The organism is Verminephrobacter aporrectodeae subsp. tuberculatae (assembly GCF_026127385.1).
GTDB classification, from domain to species: domain Bacteria; phylum Pseudomonadota; class Gammaproteobacteria; order Burkholderiales; family Burkholderiaceae_C; genus Acidovorax; species Acidovorax aporrectodeae.
In genome coordinates this window covers 768,741-784,203 of record NZ_QZCX01000002.1, presented here as the reverse complement: position 1 = coordinate 784,203, position 15,463 = coordinate 768,741, and the positions used below count along the sequence as shown (strand labels likewise).

At 68.3% G+C, this 15,463-nt stretch carries 14 protein-coding genes; 3 read left to right on the top strand and 11 right to left on the bottom strand.

Annotation, left to right across the window (positions count from 1 at the left end; genetic code table 11):
- Window positions 1–1,329 carry a trypsin-like serine peptidase gene (locus D5041_RS11555; protein ID WP_265284780.1) on the top strand — a complete coding sequence of 443 codons (1,329 nt, stop codon included), beginning with the start codon at window positions 1–3 and terminating at the stop codon, window positions 1,327–1,329.
- Between the two features lie 36 nt (window positions 1,330–1,365).
- Here D5041_RS11555 and D5041_RS11550 read toward each other — a convergent pair whose 3' ends face one another.
- Together D5041_RS11550 and D5041_RS11545 are read right to left on the bottom strand one after the other, a co-directional pair.
- A complete protein-coding gene (locus D5041_RS11550) occupies window positions 1,366–1,533 on the bottom strand; it encodes a hypothetical protein (protein WP_265284779.1) in 168 nt (55 codons plus the stop codon).
- Between the two features lie 85 nt (window positions 1,534–1,618).
- Complete coding sequence (locus tag D5041_RS11545) at window positions 1,619–2,515, bottom strand: hypothetical protein (protein ID WP_265284778.1); 897 nt, start codon at window positions 2,513–2,515, stop codon at window positions 1,619–1,621.
- A gap of 122 nt (window positions 2,516–2,637) precedes the next feature.
- Here D5041_RS11545 and D5041_RS11540 point away from each other — a divergent pair, with 122 nt between their 5' ends.
- Complete coding sequence (locus D5041_RS11540) at window positions 2,638–3,945, top strand: trypsin-like serine peptidase (protein WP_265284777.1); 1,308 nt, start codon at window positions 2,638–2,640, stop codon at window positions 3,943–3,945.
- Between the two features lie 48 nt (window positions 3,946–3,993).
- On the opposite strand, the gene recG is transcribed toward D5041_RS11540, so the two are convergent.
- Window positions 3,994–6,126 (bottom strand): ATP-dependent DNA helicase RecG, encoded by a 2,133-nt coding sequence (gene recG, locus D5041_RS11535; protein WP_010110319.1) that lies wholly within the window; start codon window positions 6,124–6,126, stop codon window positions 3,994–3,996.
- Window positions 6,127–6,338: 212 nt separating this feature from the next.
- Between recG and queA the strand changes: the two genes are divergently transcribed.
- Window positions 6,339–7,469 carry a tRNA preQ1(34) S-adenosylmethionine ribosyltransferase-isomerase QueA gene (queA, locus tag D5041_RS11530; RefSeq protein WP_265284776.1) on the top strand — a complete coding sequence of 377 codons (1,131 nt, stop codon included), beginning with the start codon at window positions 6,339–6,341 and terminating at the stop codon, window positions 7,467–7,469.
- Between the two features lie 16 nt (window positions 7,470–7,485).
- Here the strand turns inward: queA and D5041_RS11525 are convergent, their stop codons facing one another.
- From D5041_RS11525 to folP, 8 genes are all read right to left on the bottom strand, one after another.
- Entirely contained in the window at window positions 7,486–8,211 is a 726-nt protein-coding gene (locus D5041_RS11525; RefSeq protein WP_029554253.1) for a uracil-DNA glycosylase, read from the bottom strand.
- A 49-nt stretch (window positions 8,212–8,260) separates the two neighbouring features.
- On the bottom strand, window positions 8,261–9,064 hold the full coding sequence (trpC, locus tag D5041_RS11520) for an indole-3-glycerol phosphate synthase TrpC (RefSeq protein ID WP_010103646.1): 804 nt from the start codon (window positions 9,062–9,064) through the stop codon (window positions 8,261–8,263).
- Complete coding sequence (gene trpD, locus D5041_RS11515; RefSeq protein WP_010103644.1) at window positions 9,061–10,104, bottom strand: anthranilate phosphoribosyltransferase; 1,044 nt, start codon at window positions 10,102–10,104, stop codon at window positions 9,061–9,063. Before trpD ends, trpC begins: the two co-directional genes overlap by 4 nt.
- Window positions 10,105–10,248: 144 nt before the next feature.
- On the bottom strand, window positions 10,249–10,833 hold the full coding sequence (locus D5041_RS11510; RefSeq protein WP_265284775.1) for an anthranilate synthase component II: 585 nt from the start codon (window positions 10,831–10,833) through the stop codon (window positions 10,249–10,251).
- Window positions 10,834–10,873: 40 nt separating this feature from the next.
- On the bottom strand, window positions 10,874–12,373 hold the full coding sequence (gene trpE, locus D5041_RS11505; protein WP_265284774.1) for an anthranilate synthase component I: 1,500 nt from the start codon (window positions 12,371–12,373) through the stop codon (window positions 10,874–10,876).
- 312 nt (window positions 12,374–12,685) lie between these two features.
- Window positions 12,686–13,069, bottom strand: a complete 384-nt coding sequence (locus D5041_RS11500) for an EF-hand domain-containing protein (protein WP_265284773.1) — start codon at window positions 13,067–13,069, stop codon at window positions 12,686–12,688.
- 66 nt (window positions 13,070–13,135) lie between these two features.
- The gene (gene glmM, locus D5041_RS11495) at window positions 13,136–14,473 is read right to left on the bottom strand and encodes a phosphoglucosamine mutase (RefSeq protein WP_010103639.1); all 1,338 of its coding nucleotides are present in this window, start codon (window positions 14,471–14,473) and stop codon (window positions 13,136–13,138) included.
- 55 nt (window positions 14,474–14,528) lie between these two features.
- The gene (gene folP, locus D5041_RS11490; protein ID WP_265284772.1) at window positions 14,529–15,359 is read right to left on the bottom strand and encodes a dihydropteroate synthase; all 831 of its coding nucleotides are present in this window, start codon (window positions 15,357–15,359) and stop codon (window positions 14,529–14,531) included.
- Between the last annotated feature and the right edge of the window lie 104 nt (window positions 15,360–15,463).

Below are 15,463 nucleotides of genomic sequence, written 5' to 3'. Positions count from 1 at the left end.
GTGCGGGCGACGAGCGTGCGGCTCGACCCGCTGGATGAAGAGCCAGGCCTGGAAAAGAAGTCGCAAGCGGCGGCTGCCGCACAAGGAATTCCCTGGCAGATTGGCGTTCCGCGCAGCCTCGCTGCAACGGCCACCGCACAGGGCACGCGCGCGCAACTGCGCTGGCAACCCGCCCCGGGCGGCATGCAGCGTGCATCCATCAGCTTTACCTCAGAGGGCGCATGGGGCGTGCGCCCGGGCCTGCTGGTACGCAGTCTGCCGGCAAACACCACGCTGCGTTTCTATGCGCAAGCCGGCACCGACGTGATTCAGGTCTCGGGCGACGAGGTGCTGCGCACGGTGCAGCGCAACCTGGCCGCGGGCGATACCAGCGACGCGGCGCACACCTATTGGGTGCCCGACTTTCGCGGCGCCGAAACCACGCTGGAACTGGAACTGCCTGCCAGGGCGAATCTGGCAGAACTGAATCTCGCCATTCCCACGCTCTCGCATTTCTTCGTATCGCCCTCCAGGACCGACACAGCGTCCGTCGCCAAGGCTCTGGGGGATGGGGCCAGTTGCACCGTCGATGTGACGTGCAATGCCCAGTACCTCGACGAGAGCCGCTCCGTGGCGCTCATGAACTACGTGAGGAACGGAGCCAGTTATCTGTGCACGGGCACCTTGCTGAACGACGTCGATTCAAGCGGTATCCCCTATTTCCTGAGCGCCAACCACTGCATCTCCACGCAGGCGGAGGCGTCCACGCTGACCACCGACTGGTTCCATCACGCCGCGGCCTGCAACAGCGGGACGCTGAACGCGGGCACGCAGCGCGTCACGGGCGGCGCCACGCTGCTGCACAACGATGCCGCCACGGATATTTCCTTCATGCGCCTGAATGCACAACCTCCGGAAGGCAGCGTCTACGCGGGCTCGTACGCTGGCGTCGTGCGCACGTCCTCGAATGTCGCCGGAGTCCACCATCCCAGGGGCGATCTGCAAAAGCTCAGCATCGGCACCATCACGGCATACAACCAGTGCATACCGATGTCATCGTCCTCCTTCTACTGCATCCCCAGCAACGCGCAGAGCGGGAAGTTCTTCTCCATCGCCTGGAATCAGGGCATCACCGAGCCGGGCAGCAGTGGTTCGGGCTTGTTCCATACCATCGACGGCTCCCGCTATCTGGTGGGGCAGTTGTATGGCGGAAGCTCTCGTTGCCGCCCCCCGTCGTCGAGCCCCTTCGAGGAAGCCGCTGCCCCGGCAAGGCCCTCCGGAAAAGACTTCTATGGCCGCTTTGACCTGCCGTTTCACAGCGTCCTGAAGAAATGGATCAATCCCGACTGAGGATTGGAACGCTCTCCAGCCCGGACCGGCTGTGCTTCACGCCTTGAAATAGCTGGTTTTTCCCTCCAGCCAGCGGCCCCCACAACTGGGCGACCCGTTCGCAGTGGCGCAGCGCAGCAGCGCGTGCAGCATGTCGGCGCTGCTGAATCGGGTGGCTGCAATACCAGGCTCGGCCTCGCCCAGGCCACGCACCGCAGCAGTCACCCGATCTGGTCCATCCATATGAGGGAAAATGTAATAGCTTCGCGATCTGTGGGCAGTTTTGCAAAAAATCGCATTACAATAACGTTCAAGTTACTTTTTGCCAAACTCGTTGGCAAAATTCGTCCCGCTGAACAGCCATGCCAAGCAAGCTGGGTGTCGTGGCGGGGCCCATGAACCACGTTTTCTGCAAGTTGTCCGCAATAAGGCGAACGTCTGGATCTGCGCATGCATCCATTGTTCGCAAGAACGCGCATCTGTCGCGAGAAGAAAGAACGCCCGATGTTTCGCTTTCCATTAAAGATATCTGGCCTGCTCGCCATGCTGGCGGTAGCGGCCTGTGGTGGTGGTGGCGGCGGTGGTGGTGACGATGATATGGCCCCGACCTCCGCTCCGGGTCCTGCTCCCGCGCCCACTCCGACTCCTTCCCTGAGTCCTTCTCCAGCGCCCTCACCGTCCCCGACTCCCGCTCCGGCTCCCTCCCCTCCAGCGCCATCTCCCGCTCCCGCCGCTCCAGCGCCGTCTCCCGCTCCCGCCGCTCCAGCGCCATCTCCTGCTCCCGCCACCCCAGCGCCATCTCCTGCTCCTGCCACCCCAGCGCCCTCTCCCGCTCCCGCCGCTCCAGCGCCATCTCCTGCTCCCGCCACTCCAGCGCCATCTCCCGCTCCCGCCACTCCAGCGCCATCTCCTGCTCCCGCCGCTCCAGCGCCCTCTCCCGCTCCCGCCGCTCCAGCGCCATCTCCCGCTCCCGCCACTCCAGCGCCCTCTCCCGCTCCAGCCACTCCAGCGCCATCTCCGGCTCCCTCCCCTCCAGCGCCATCTCCCGCTCCCGCCCCTCCAGCGCCGTCTCCCGCCCCCCCCGCTCCAGCGCCATCTCCCGCTCCCGCCACTCCAGCGCCCTCTTCTCCCGCTCCCGCCACTCCAGCGCCATCTCCCGCTCCCGCCACCCCAGCGCCATCTCCCGCTCCCGCCGCTCCAGCGCCATCTCCCGCTCCCGCCCCGGCAGCCAACGACCGCATCGAGCCCTTCGACCCGGGAGCGCAGGGCACCGCAAGCACCAGGACCGCCAAATCCAAGGCCGCAGCGGAACTGCCGCGCAGCCGTTTGGTGCTGGCAACGGCCGTGCGGCTCGGTCCGCTCGATGAGGATTCGGGCCTGAAAAAGAAAGCACAAGCGGCGTCCGAATCAGGAATACCCCGGAAAATTGGCGTTGCGCGCAGCATCGCTGCAACGGCCACCGCGCGGGGCACGCTCGCGCAACTGCGCTGGCAGTCCGCCCAGGGCGGCGTGCAGCGTGCGGCCCTGAGCTTTACCTCAGAGGACGCATGGGGCGTGCGTCCGGGGTTGCTGGTGCGCAGCCTGCCGGCAAACACCATGCTGCGCTTTTATACGCAAGCTGGCACCGAAGTAATTCAGGTCTCGGGCGACGAGGTGCTGCGCACGGTGCAGCGCAACTTGGCTGCGGGCGATACCAGCGACGCAGCGCGCACCTATTGGGTGCCCGACTTTGGCGGCGCCGAAACCACGGTGGAACTGGAACTGCCTGCCAAAGCGAATTTGGCAGAGCTGGATATCGCCGTCCCCACGCTCTCGCATTTCTTCGTTTCACCCGGAGCCGACGCGGCGCCTGTCACCAAGGCTCTGGGGGATGCGGACAGTTGCCACACCGATGTTTCGTGCGACGCCCAGTACAGCAGCGAGAGCCGCTCCGTGGCACGCATCATCTATGTGAAGGACGACGGAACCAGTTATCTGTGCACAGGCACCTTGCTGAACGACGCCAGTTCGAGCCGCACCCCCTATTTCCTGAGTGCCAATCACTGTATTTCCACGCAGACGCTGGCCTCGACGATGACAACGGATTGGTTTTATCGCTCCACGGCCTGCAACAGCGGGGAACTGAACCCGGACACGCGGCGTGTCACAGGCGGCGCGACGCTGCTGTACAACAGTGCCGACACGGACACATCCTTCATGCGCCTCAATTCCCCTGCTCCGCAAGGCAGCGTCTACGCAGGCTCGTACTTTGGCAACATGAACATAGACATGGTCAGAAGACCGAATATCTCCGGAATCCACCACCCCAAGGGCGATCTGCAAAAGCTCAGCACCGGCGCCATCATGGATTTCAACCGCTGCGTGCCGGGAGAGGATGACGGCACGTTCAACTGCTCCATCAGCAACGCGCAGAACGGGAATTTCTACTCCATCAGGTGGCGGCAGGGCCGCACCGAGAAGGGCAGCAGTGGCTCAGGGCTGCTCTATACGATCGGCAATACACGCTATGTGATGGGGCAGTTATATGGTGGATCCTCCCGTTGCCTTTCCAGATTTTCTACCGGGATGGACACCTACGGACGCTTTGACGTGGCGTTTCGCAATAGCCTGAAGAACTGGCTCAAGCCCGACCACTGAGGACATTATCCCGGCGCAGAGGCGCTCCAGGCCCGGACCCGTCGCGCTTTACGCCTTGAGGTAGTCGGCTCTCCCGCCCAGCCAGCGTGCCACGTGCCGGGCGGCCAGTTCGGGGTGGCGGTCGAGCATCACGGGGGCCAGCGCGCGCGCCCATTCGAGCAGGGGGGAATCGGTGGCGAGGTCGGCGAAACGCAGCAGCGCGTCGCCCGACTGGCGCGCGCCGAGGAATTCGCCGGGACCCCGTATTTGCAGATCGCGCCGGGCGATCTCGAAACCGTCACTGGTTTCGGCCATGGCGCGCAGGCGCTCCCTGGCGCTTCCGCCGACGCGGCCGCTGTCGTTGGTCGCGTAGAGCAGCACGCAGGCAGACGCGGCGGCCCCGCGCCCCACCCGCCCGCGCAGCTGGTGCAACTGGCTGAGCCCGAAGCGCTCGGCGTGCTCGATGACCATGAGCGAGGCGTTGGGCACGTCCACCCCCACCTCGATCACCGTGGTGCTCACGAGCACGCCCATTTGGCCACCGCTGAACAGCGCCATCACCGCCTTTTTCTCGGCGCCGGGCATGCGCGCGTGCAGCAGGCCGACCGTGACGCCGGGCAGGGCGGCGCTCAGCTCGGCGTGGGTGGCGGTGGCGTTCGTCAGATCCAGCGCCTCGCTTTCTTCGATCAGCGGGCACACCCAGTACACCTGCCGCCCCGCCGCCACCTGGGCGCCGATGCGCGCGATCACCTCGCCCTTGCGGCTGTCGGCGATCAGCCGGGTGACGATGGGCGTGCGCCCCGGCGGCAGTTCGTCGATGACCGAGACGTCCAGATCCGCGTAGTAGCTCATGGCCAGCGTGCGCGGGATGGGCGTGGCGCTCATCATGAGCAGGTGCGGCTCGATTCCGTGCTCGGCCAGCTTCTTGCGCAGCGCCAGCCGCTGGGCCACGCCAAAGCGGTGCTGCTCGTCGATGATCGCCAGCGCCAGGTTCCTGAAGCGCACCTGCTCCTGGATCACGGCGTGCGTGCCCACCACCAGCGCGGCCTCGCCGCTTTCGATCAGCGCCAGCATGGCGGCGCGCTCCTTCTTCCTTTGCCCGCCCGCGAGCCGGGCCACGCGGCGCCCGCGCGCGGCGAGCAGGGGTTCGAGCCAGCCCAGCATCCGCGCAAAGTGCTGCTCGGCCAGGATTTCGGTGGGCGCCATCAGCGCGCACTGCCAGCCCGCGTCCATGGCCAGGCAGGCGGCCTGCGCCGCGACCACCGTCTTGCCCGACCCCACGTCGCCCTGCAACAGGCGGTGCATCGGCACCTCGCTCGCGAGGTCGGCGGCGATCTCCCGGCCCACGCGGCGCTGCGCGGCGGTGAGCGCGAACGGCAGCACGGCCAGGAGTTGCTCGTGCAGCGGCGGGCTGCCATCTGCGGCCTGTTGCACGCGCAGCACCGCGGCGCGCAGCAGGCCCCGCTCGCGCCGCGACTGCTGCTGCGACAGTTGCTGCGCCAGCAACTCCTCGGCCTTCACGCGCTGCCAGGCCGGGTGGCTGCGGTCTTGCAGCGTGGAGAGCGTGACGTCGGGCGCGGGGTGGTGCAGGAAGTCGAGCGCCTCGCGCAGGCTGAAGAAATGCTGCCCGCCGTTTTCATGGGCGTGCCGTGCATGCCGCGCACAGGGCGGCTCGGCACCGGGGGGCAGCGTGTCGGACAGGTCCACCCGGTCCAGCGCGCTGCCCACCGCACGGCGCAGGTAGGGCTGCGGCAGACCGGCCGTGCTCGGGTAGACCGGAGTCAGCGCCGCCGGCAGTTCCCCGCCGGCGGCACGAAGCGACGGGTGCAGCATCTGGCGCCCCCGGAACCCGCCCCTGATTTCGCCCCGGATGCGCAGCTGCGCGCCCACGGCCAGGGTTTTCTGGTGCGAGGGGTAGAAGCTGAAGAACCGCAGCTCGCACACGCCCGTGGCGTCCTCCACCCGGACCAGCAGCTGGCGCCGCGGGTGCAGTTGCACCTCGCTGGCCGTGACCGTGGCCTCGATCTGCACCACCTGCCCATCGCGGGCGTCGGCCAGCGCGGTGATGCGGGTTTCGTCCTCGTAGCGCAGCGGCAGGTGCAGCGCCAAATCGATGTCGCGCTCGAGCCCCAGCTTTTGCAGCGCCTTTTGCAGCACGGAGACCCCGCCCTGGACGGTCGTCGCGGCGGCGGATGGGGCCATGGGTTCGGCGGAGGGTGGGGAGTCGGCGGACATATGCGGCGGTGGGCCGGGGCAAGCGTGAAGTGCATGCAGAGCGATTGCGGAGCAAAAAGGCTACCACGATTGCGCCGCTCCAAGCCCCGGAGCCTGCGTGCCAGCCGCTATGGGAGAATCGCGCCCCGGCGTTTTCCCTTCTGCATTTCTTCCTGGCACGGGCCCGGCCCGCGAGCACGATGAGCGACCACTCCCCCGGCGACGGCGCGCGCGCCCACCGGCTCAGCGACTTCGACTTCGCGCTGCCCCCCGAACTCATCGCCCAGCACCCCACCCCCGAGCGCAGCGCCTCGCGCCTGCTCGATGGCCGCGCGCCGCAGCCCGAGGACCGCATCTTCCGCGAACTCCCCGGGCTGCTGCGCGCGGGGGACCTGCTGGTCTTCAACGACACCCGCGTCCTCAAGGCGCGCATCTTTGGCGAGAAGGCCAGCGGCGGCAGGCTGGAGCTGCTCATCGAACGCGTGCTCGGGTCCGCGGTGGACGGCCCGGGCAACGAGGTCGTGGCGCACATGAGGGTCAGCAAGAAGCCGCCGCCAGGCAGCACCGTGCGCATGGCCGGGGGCCGCTGCGCGGGCGGTTTCGACGCCACGCTGCTGGGCCGTTGGCCCGATGCGCACGGCCCCCTGTTCCGCTTTGCGCTGCACGGCCCGGCGCACGAATCGCCCTGGGAACTCATGGAGCGCCATGGCCATATGCCGCTGCCGCCCTACATCGTGCGCCAGCAGGGCAGCGGCCACGACCCCGACGCGGCCCAGGACAGCCAGCGCTACCAGAGCGTGTTCGCGCGCACCCCCGGCGCCGTGGCCGCGCCCACGGCCGCGCTGCACTTCGACGCGCACGTGCTCGCCGCGCTGGCGGCGCGCGGCGTCGAGTGCGCCGGCGTCACCCTGCACGTGGGCGCGGGCACCTTCCAGCCCGTGAAGACCGAGAACCTGGCCGAGCACCAGATGCACAGCGAGTGGTACCAGGTGCCCCCGGCCACGCTGGCCGCGCTCGGGCGCTGCCGCCAGCGCGGCGCCCGCGTGGTCGCCGTAGGCACCACCACCGTGCGCACGCTCGAGTCCTGGGCCCGCACGGGACAGACCACGGGCGACACCAGCATCTTCATCACCCCGGGCTTCCGGTTCCAGGTGGTGGACGTGCTGCTCACCAATTTCCACCTGCCCAGGAGCACGCTGCTGATGCTCGTCAGCGCCTTTGCCGGCCACGCGCAGGTGATGGGGCTTTACCGCCATGCGATCGCGCAGCGCTACCGCTTCTTCAGCTATGGGGACGCCATGCTGCTGGAGCGCCCGCGCGGCGCGCCCTGAGCGGCCGCACAGGCGCTCAGTCCTGCGACCCGTGCCGCAGCCGAAACTCCCGCGCCCGGCCAAAGTGGCCGTTGCCCATGAACGGCACCGGCGGACGCAGCGCCGAGAGCGGCGAGGGGTGGTTGGACATGAGCAGCAGATGCCCGCGGTCTGGCGCGATCCAGCTGCGCTTGGACTGCGCGTGCGCGCCCCAGAGCATGAAGACCACGGGGCGCTGGCCCTGGGCCACATGGCGGATGACCGCGTCGGTCAGATCTTCCCAGCCCTTGCCGGCGTGGCTCGCGGGCTGGCCCTCTTCCACCGTGAGGCCGGTGTTGAGCAGCAGCACGCCGTTCCGGGCCCATTTCACCAGGCTGCCGCCCGGTTCGGGCCAGGCGGGCATGGGCGTTCCCAGGTCGCGCTGCATTTCCTTGAAGATATTGCTCAACGAGGGCGGCAGTGGCACGCCGGGCGCCACGGAGAAGGCCAGCCCCTCGGCCTGGCCGCGGCCGTGGTATGGGTCCTGCCCCAGGATGACCACGCGCACCCGTTCGGGCGGCGTGAGCTCGAGCGCGCGCAGCGGCCGGGGCGGAAAGATCACCGCGCCCGCCTGCAACCGGGCCTGGAGAAACGCCAGCAGCGCCTGCCCGCGCGCGCCGGCAAAGAAGGCGTCGACCAGCGGCTGCCAGCCCGGCGCCACGGGCCAGTCGGCCGGGTCGGCGCGCATCAGCCGGGTTGGAGGAGGTGGAACCATGTCATTCATCGTCGGGGCCTCATGCGCATGCCTTTCTTGCAACCGCCGTCATCGGCTTCTACCCGGCAAACAACTTGGCCAGCGCCAGACCCGGGTCGTCCGCGCGCATGAAGGCTTCGCCGACCAGAAAGACCTGCACGCCCGCGGCGCGCAGGGTCTGCACGTCCTGCGGCGCAATGATTCCCGACTCGGTGACCGGCAGGCGGTCCGGCGGAATGTCACCGAGCAGGTCCAGCGTGGTCCCGATCGTGACCTCGAAGCTGCGCAGGTTGCGGTTGTTGACTCCCATGAGCGGGGTCCGGAGCCTGAGCGCGCGCTCCAGTTCGCGCCGGTCGTGCACCTCCACCAGAACGGCCATGTCCAGGCTGCGGGCGATGGCTTCGAAGTCGGCCAGCTGCGCGTCGTCGAGGCAGGCGGTGATCAGCAGGATCGCGTCCGCGCCCATGGCGCGGGACTCGTACACCTGGTAGGGGTCGATCAGGAAATCCTTGCGCAGCACCGGCAACGGGCAGCTGGCGCGGGCCTGTTTGAGGTAGTCCACGCCGCCCTGGAAGAAGCGGGTGTCCGTCAGCACCGACAGGCAGGCTGCGCTCACCGCGCCGTCGCCCTCGGCGTAGCTTTGCGCGATGTCGGCCGGGACGAAGTCGGCGCGCAGCACGCCCTTGCTCGGGCTGGCCTTCTTGATCTCGGCGATCACCGCCGCTTGATTGCGCGCGATTTTGGCGCGCAACGCGCCTTCGAAGTCGCGCGTGCGCATGCGGCTCTCGGCGTCGGCGCGCATGGCGGCGAGCGGCATGCGCTTTTTGGCGGCGGCCACTTCCTCGTGCTTGGTGGCCAGGATTTGGTTCAGGATGTCATTCATGGGGTGTCAGCGGAGGCGAGCGCGTGCGTGCGCACGACGAGTTGTTCCAACCGGGCGAGCGCGGCGCCCGAATCGATGGCGCTGCGGGCACGCACGATGCCTGCGGCGATGGTATCCACCACATTCGCCGCGTAGAGGGCGGCGCCGGCGTTCAGGCACACGATGTCGCGCGCAGCGCCGGCGTCGCCCCGGAGCACGCCGACCAGCATCGCGCGCGACTGCTCGGGCGTCTCGACCCGGAGCGCACGGTTGCTGAGCATGCCGATCCCGAAGTCCTCGGGGTGGATTTCGTACTCGGTGATCTGGCCGTTCCTGAGTTCGCCCACCAGCGTCGCGGCGCCCAGGCTCACTTCGTCCATGCCGTCGCGGCCATACACCACGAGCGCGTGCTCGGCGCCCAGGCGCTGCAGCGCGCGCACCTGTATGCCGACCAGATCGGGGTGGAAAACGCCCATCAGGATGTTCGGCGCGCTGGCCGGGTTCGTCAGCGGGCCCAGGATGTTGAACAGCGTGCGCACGCCCAGTTCCTGCCGCACCGGGGCCACGTTCTTCATCGCGGGGTGGTGCCTGGGGGCGAACATGAAACCGATCCCCACCTCCGCGATGCACTGGGCGATGGCCTGCGGCGCGAGGTCGATGCGCACGCCCAGCGCCTCCATCACGTCGGCGCTGCCGCAGCGGCTCGAGACGCTGCGCCCGCCATGTTTGCTGACCTTGGCGCCCGCCGCAGCGGCGACGAACATGGCGCAGGTGGAGATGTTGAAGCTGCTGGTCCCGTCGCCACCGGTGCCCACGATGTCCACCAGATGCGTGCGCTCGGGCACCTGCACCTTGGTCGAAAACTCGCGCATCACCTGCGCGGCGGCGGTGATCTCGCCGATGGTCTCCTTCTTCACGCGCAGGCCGGTGACGATGGCGGCGGTCATGACGGGCGAGAGTTCGCCGTGCATGATCATGCGCATCAGTTGCAGCATCTCGTCGTGGAAGATTTCGCGGTGCTCGATCGTGCGCTGCAACGCTTCCTGGGGGGTGATGGACATCTGCCGTCTCCTGAAGTTTTTTTACGCCGCGGGCCACCCGCCTCCGAAGCCCAGGCCAATGAAGCCCATGAATAGGGCGCCGAGCATGGGCAGTCGCTGGGTATCGGGCATGGGGGCTTTCGTCGGTCAGGGGGGTGCACGGGATCACGCGCCGGGGGCCGCGCGCTGCTCCAGAAAGTTCTTCAGCAGGGCGTGGCCATGCTCGGTGAGGATGCTCTCGGGGTGGAACTGCACGCCTTCCACGGCCAGCGTCCTGTGGCGCACGCCCATGATCTCGCCGTCCTCCGTCCAGGCCGTGATCTCCAGCGTGTCCGGGCAACTGGCGCGCTCGATGGCCAGCGAGTGGTAGCGGTTCACCGTGAACTGCGCGGGCAGCCCGGAGAACACGCCCTCTTGTGTGGTGCGAATGACGCTGGTCTTGCCGTGCATGAGCTGCCGGGCGCGCACGATGGTGCCGCCGAACGCGGCGCCTATGCTTTGGTGGCCCAGGCACACGCCCAAAATGGGCAGCTTGCCGGCAAACTGCCTGACCGCGGCGACGCAAATCCCGGCCTCGGCCGGCGAGCAGGGACCGGGCGAGATCACCAGGCGCTCGGGCGCGCGCGCGGCGATGCCATCCAGCGTGATCGCGTCGTTGCGCACCACCTCGACCTCGGCGCCGAGTTCGCCGAGGTACTGGACGATGTTGTAGGTGAAGCTGTCGTAGTTGTCGATCATCAGGAGTTTCATGCGGCGCTCCCCGGGCTTGCTGCTGCGCTGGTGTCACGGCTCATTCCAGGCCCTCCTCGACGAGTTCGGCGGCGCGCAGCAGCGCGCGCGCCTTGTGCTCGGTTTCCCTCCACTCCAGTTCGGGAACCGAATCGGCCACCACGCCTGCGGCCGCCTGCACGTGGAGCGTGCCGTCCTTGATGATTCCGGTGCGGATCGCAATCGCCAAGTCCATGTCGCCCGCGTAGCTCAGATAACCGCAGGCGCCGCCGTACAGACCGCGCTTGCCCGGTTCGAGCCGGTCGATGAGTTCCATGGCGTGCACCTTGGGCGCGCCGGTGAGCGTTCCGGCAGGGAAGCTGGCCCGCAGCACGTCCATGTTCGTCACGCCGTCGCGCAGCAGGCCCTCGACGTTGCTCACGATATGCATCACGTGGCTGTAGCGCTCCACCGCAAAGGCCTCGGTCACTTTCACGCTGCCGGTCTTGGCGATGCGGCCAATGTCGTTGCGCGCCAGATCGATCAGCATCACATGCTCGGCGCGCTCCTTGGGGTCGTTGACGAGCTCGGCCTCGGCGGCCTGGTCCTTCTCGGGGGTGGCGCCGCGCGGGCGGGTTCCGGCCAGGGGGCGGATGGTGAGCTTGGCGCCGTCTGGCGTGCTCTCCTGGCGCACGAGGATCTCGGGGCTCGCGCCGACCACCTGGAATTCGCCAAAGTCGTAGAAGTACATGTACGGCGAGGGATTCAGCGAGCGCAGCGCACGGTACAGCGAGAGCGGGTCTTCGGTGTAGCGCTTGTGGATGCGCTGGCCCAGTTGCACCTGCATGAAGTCGCCCTCGGCGATCAGTTCCTTGGCGCGCTCCACGGCGGCGAGGTAGTCGGCCTTGGCAAAGGTGCGCTGCGCCGGGTGGCTTTCGCTGGCCTTGAGCACCGGGGCGCTCACCGAATACCGGAGTTGCTCCCGGAGATCGCGTAGCCGCTTGCGGCCCCGGGCGTAGGCCTCGGGCTGGGCCGGGTCGGCGTAGACGATGAGGTAGAGCTTGCCCGAGAGGTTGTCGATGACGGCCAGTTCCTCGCATTGCAGCAGCAGGATGTCCGGGCAGCCCAGGGTATCCGGCGGGCAGGTGCTTGCGAGTTTTTTCTCGATATGGCGCACCGTGTCGTAGCCGAAGTACCCCGCGAGCCCGCCGCAGAAACGCGGCAGACCGGGACGCAGCGCGACCTTGAAGCGCTGCTGGTACGCGGCGATGAAGTCCAGCGGGTTGCCCGGCGCGGATTCGACCACCTGGCCGTCGCTCAGCACCTCGGTGCGCGCGTCGGCGCCAAAGCCGCTGGCGCGCAACAGGGTGCGCGCTGGCAGACCGATGAAGCTGTAGCGGCCAAAGCGCTCGCCGCCGACCACGGATTCGAGCAGGAAGCTGTGCCTGCCGGCGTTCTGGGCATGGGCCAGCTTGAGGTACAGGGACAGGGGGGTTTCCAGATCCGCAAAGGCTTCGAGCATCAGCGGAATGCGGTTGTAGCCTTCGCTGGCCAGGCTTTTGAATTCAAGTTCCGTGATCACGCGGAGCACTCCCGGCAGGCAGCAACGCGGGCCCCGGTGTTTGGCACTTCTGGCGGGCGTTGCTGCGGTTCATTCAAACGGCCCCGGCGGGGGGCCACGGGTTCCCGGGCGGACCCGGGTGCCATCAGGCGTTCAAGGCGACGGCCCGGCGCCAGGGCCAGGCTCCCCGGTCGCTGCGACCTGTGATGAACATGCGGTGAATGAACATGGCGCGCAGTGTAGCAAAAAGCTTTGCCGGCCCGGTGGGTGGCGCGCCGCCTGCCCGCTCTCAAGCTCCCTTCGCGCAGCTTCGGGGGCCGTCCAGCAAAACCCTCAGGGCCGGGTCTGCGGTTCCGCTGGCGCCGCCGCCGGGGCCTCCCGCGCGGCCCGGTTGCGCTCCCGTTCTGCACGGTACTTGGCGGCGAACTCCCGGACTTCTGCATACGACACGTAGCCGTCGCCGTCCGTGTCCGCCGCGTCAAAGGCGTTCGCCAGGCGGGGGAAAAGCCTGACTTCCGTGCGGCTGAGCTTGCCGTCGCCGTTCAGGTCCAGCAGCCTGAACTCGCGCATGGTCTTGGCTTCGCCCTGGGTCAGCGGGGCCCGTGATTCGGCGGTGGCGCCGGCCGGGGCTGGCTCCGGGGCGGCCGGCGCCTGGGCCGCGCCATGCACCCACAGGGCCGACAAGACCAGTCCCGCGAATGGTGTTCTCTTGCGCATGGCTGTGCTCCTCATCGCGTGCATGGCGTGGATCGATGCGCAGGCGACTCTCGGGGGGTGCTTCGATCAACCCGCGCGCGCGGCGTCCACGAGCCGCTGCGCGCATGCGCCGGCGTGTTGGGCGTCGCGCGCCTCGACCATCACCCGCAGCAAGGGCTCGGTGCCGCTGGCGCGGATGAGCACCCGGCCCGCCGCGCCGAGTTCCTGTTCCACCGCCCGTGTGGTGTCTGCGAGCACGCGGTTCGACTTCCAGTCCTGCTGCCCCGGGGCCAAACGGACGTTGTGCAGCACCTGGGGATACAGCGTGACGCCGCCGAGCAGCTGCGCCAGCGTGCAGGCGCTGCGCACGCAGGCCTGGAGCACCTGCAAGGCGCTCACCAGACCGTCGCCGGTGGTGTGGCGATCCAGTACCAGCAAATGCCCGGAGCCTTCGCCGCCCAGCACCCAGCGGCGGCGCACCAGTTCTTCGAGCACGTACCGATCCCCCACCTGGGTGCGCACCAGCTGCACGCCCTTGGCCTGCAACGCCGCCTCGACGGCCATGTTCGTCATCAGGGTGCCGACGACGCCGGGCACATGCTCGTCCCGGCCCATGCGGTCGCAGACCATCAGATACAGCAACTCGTCACCGTTGTACAAACGCCCCGTGGCGTCCACGATCTGCACGCGGTCGGCGTCGCCATCGAGCGCAATCCCGTAGTCCGCGCCGTGCTCCCGCACGGCGCGCACCAGGGCGTCGGGATGCATTGCGCCCACCCCGTGGTTGATGTTCAGGCCGTCGGGCGAACAGCCGATCGGGAGCACCTCGGCCCCCAGTTCATGGAACACCTTGGGCGCCACCTGGTAGGCCGCGCCGTGCGCCGCGTCCACCACGATCTTCAGGTCCTTGAGGGTCAGGTCCTGCGGAAAACTGCTTTTGCAAAATTCGATGTAGCGCCCGGCGGCGTCGTCGAGCCGCCGCGCCCGACCCAGGCGGGCCGAGTCGGCCCACACCGGCGGATCGCCCAGGGCCGCTTCCACGGCCTGCTCCCAGGCATCGGAGAGCTTGCTGCCCTGCGCGCCGAAGAATTTGATTCCGTTGTCGGGGTACGGGTTATGGCTCGCACTGATGACCACCCCCAGACTGGCGCGCAGGGCTCGGGTCAGATAGGCCACACCGGGCGTGGGCAGGGGGCCCAGCAGAACGACGTCCACCCCCGCAGAGTTGAACCCGGACTCCAGCGCACTCTCGAGCATGTAGCCGGAAATGCGCGTGTCCTTGCCGATCAGCACCGAGGGGCGCTCCTGCGTCTGGCGCAGCACGTGGCCCACGGCGTGCGCCAGGCGCAGCACGAAATCCGGCGTGATCGGCGGCTGCCCGACCGTGCCGCGAATGCCGTCGGTTCCAAAGTATTGGCGTGTCATGGTGCAGCGTCTCCTGGTGCTTCTTCCGTTGCCCGTCGTCTCTCGTCGTCTGAAATCAGCAGGCCCGCCGCATGGCGCTCCACACCGCCAGCGCAGCCACCGTTGCACGCACGTCGTGCACGCGCACAACGGCCGCGCCGCGCTCCACGGCCAGAACCGCCGCAGCCACGCTGGGCGCCATGCGCTGGTCCACGTCCAGTCCCGTGACCGCGCCCAGGGACGACTTGCGCGACCAGCCCACCAGCAGGGGATAGCCCGCGGCCAGGAGCGCCGACTGCCTTGCCAGCAAAACGAAGTTCTGCTCCGCCGTCTTGCCGAAGCCGATTCCCGGGTCCAGCACGATGCGCGTCTTTTCGACCCCTTGCGCGAGCAAGCCATGCGCCGATCGCTCCAGGAATGACAGCACCCGGGACAACACATCGCCGTCCATGGGCTCCAGTTGCATGCTCTGCGGGTCGCGGTGCATGTGCATCAGGCAGACCCCGCAGCGCGGGTGCGCCGCGACGACGGCCGCGGCCCCTGGCTGGCGCAGCGCCCAGACGTCGTTCACGATGTCGGCGCCCAGATCCAGCACCGCCTGCATGACCTCGGGCTTGCAGGTATCGACGGAGATGGGCACACCCAGGGAAACGGCGTCCCGCACCAGGGGCAGCACGCGCGCCAGTTCCACGTCCAGCGGAACTGCCCGGCTGCCGGGGCGCGTGGATTCCCCCCCGATGTCGAGAATCCGGGCGCCGTCCTCAATGAGTTGCTCGCAATGCCTCAGGGCCGCGGGGGTGGAGTCATGGCGCCCCCCATCGACAAAGGAGTCTGGCGTCACGTTGACGATGCCCATGACCTGGGGCCGGGTCAGGTCAATGGAGAAGCGGGAGGTCTGCCAGATCATCGATGCATCGAAAAACGGCGCCGCGCCGAAGCGGAGCCGGAACGTCGGGGAGAAAAAAACACCGGCCAACGAACGACGAAGGCGAGGGCCCGGGAGCCCCGTGC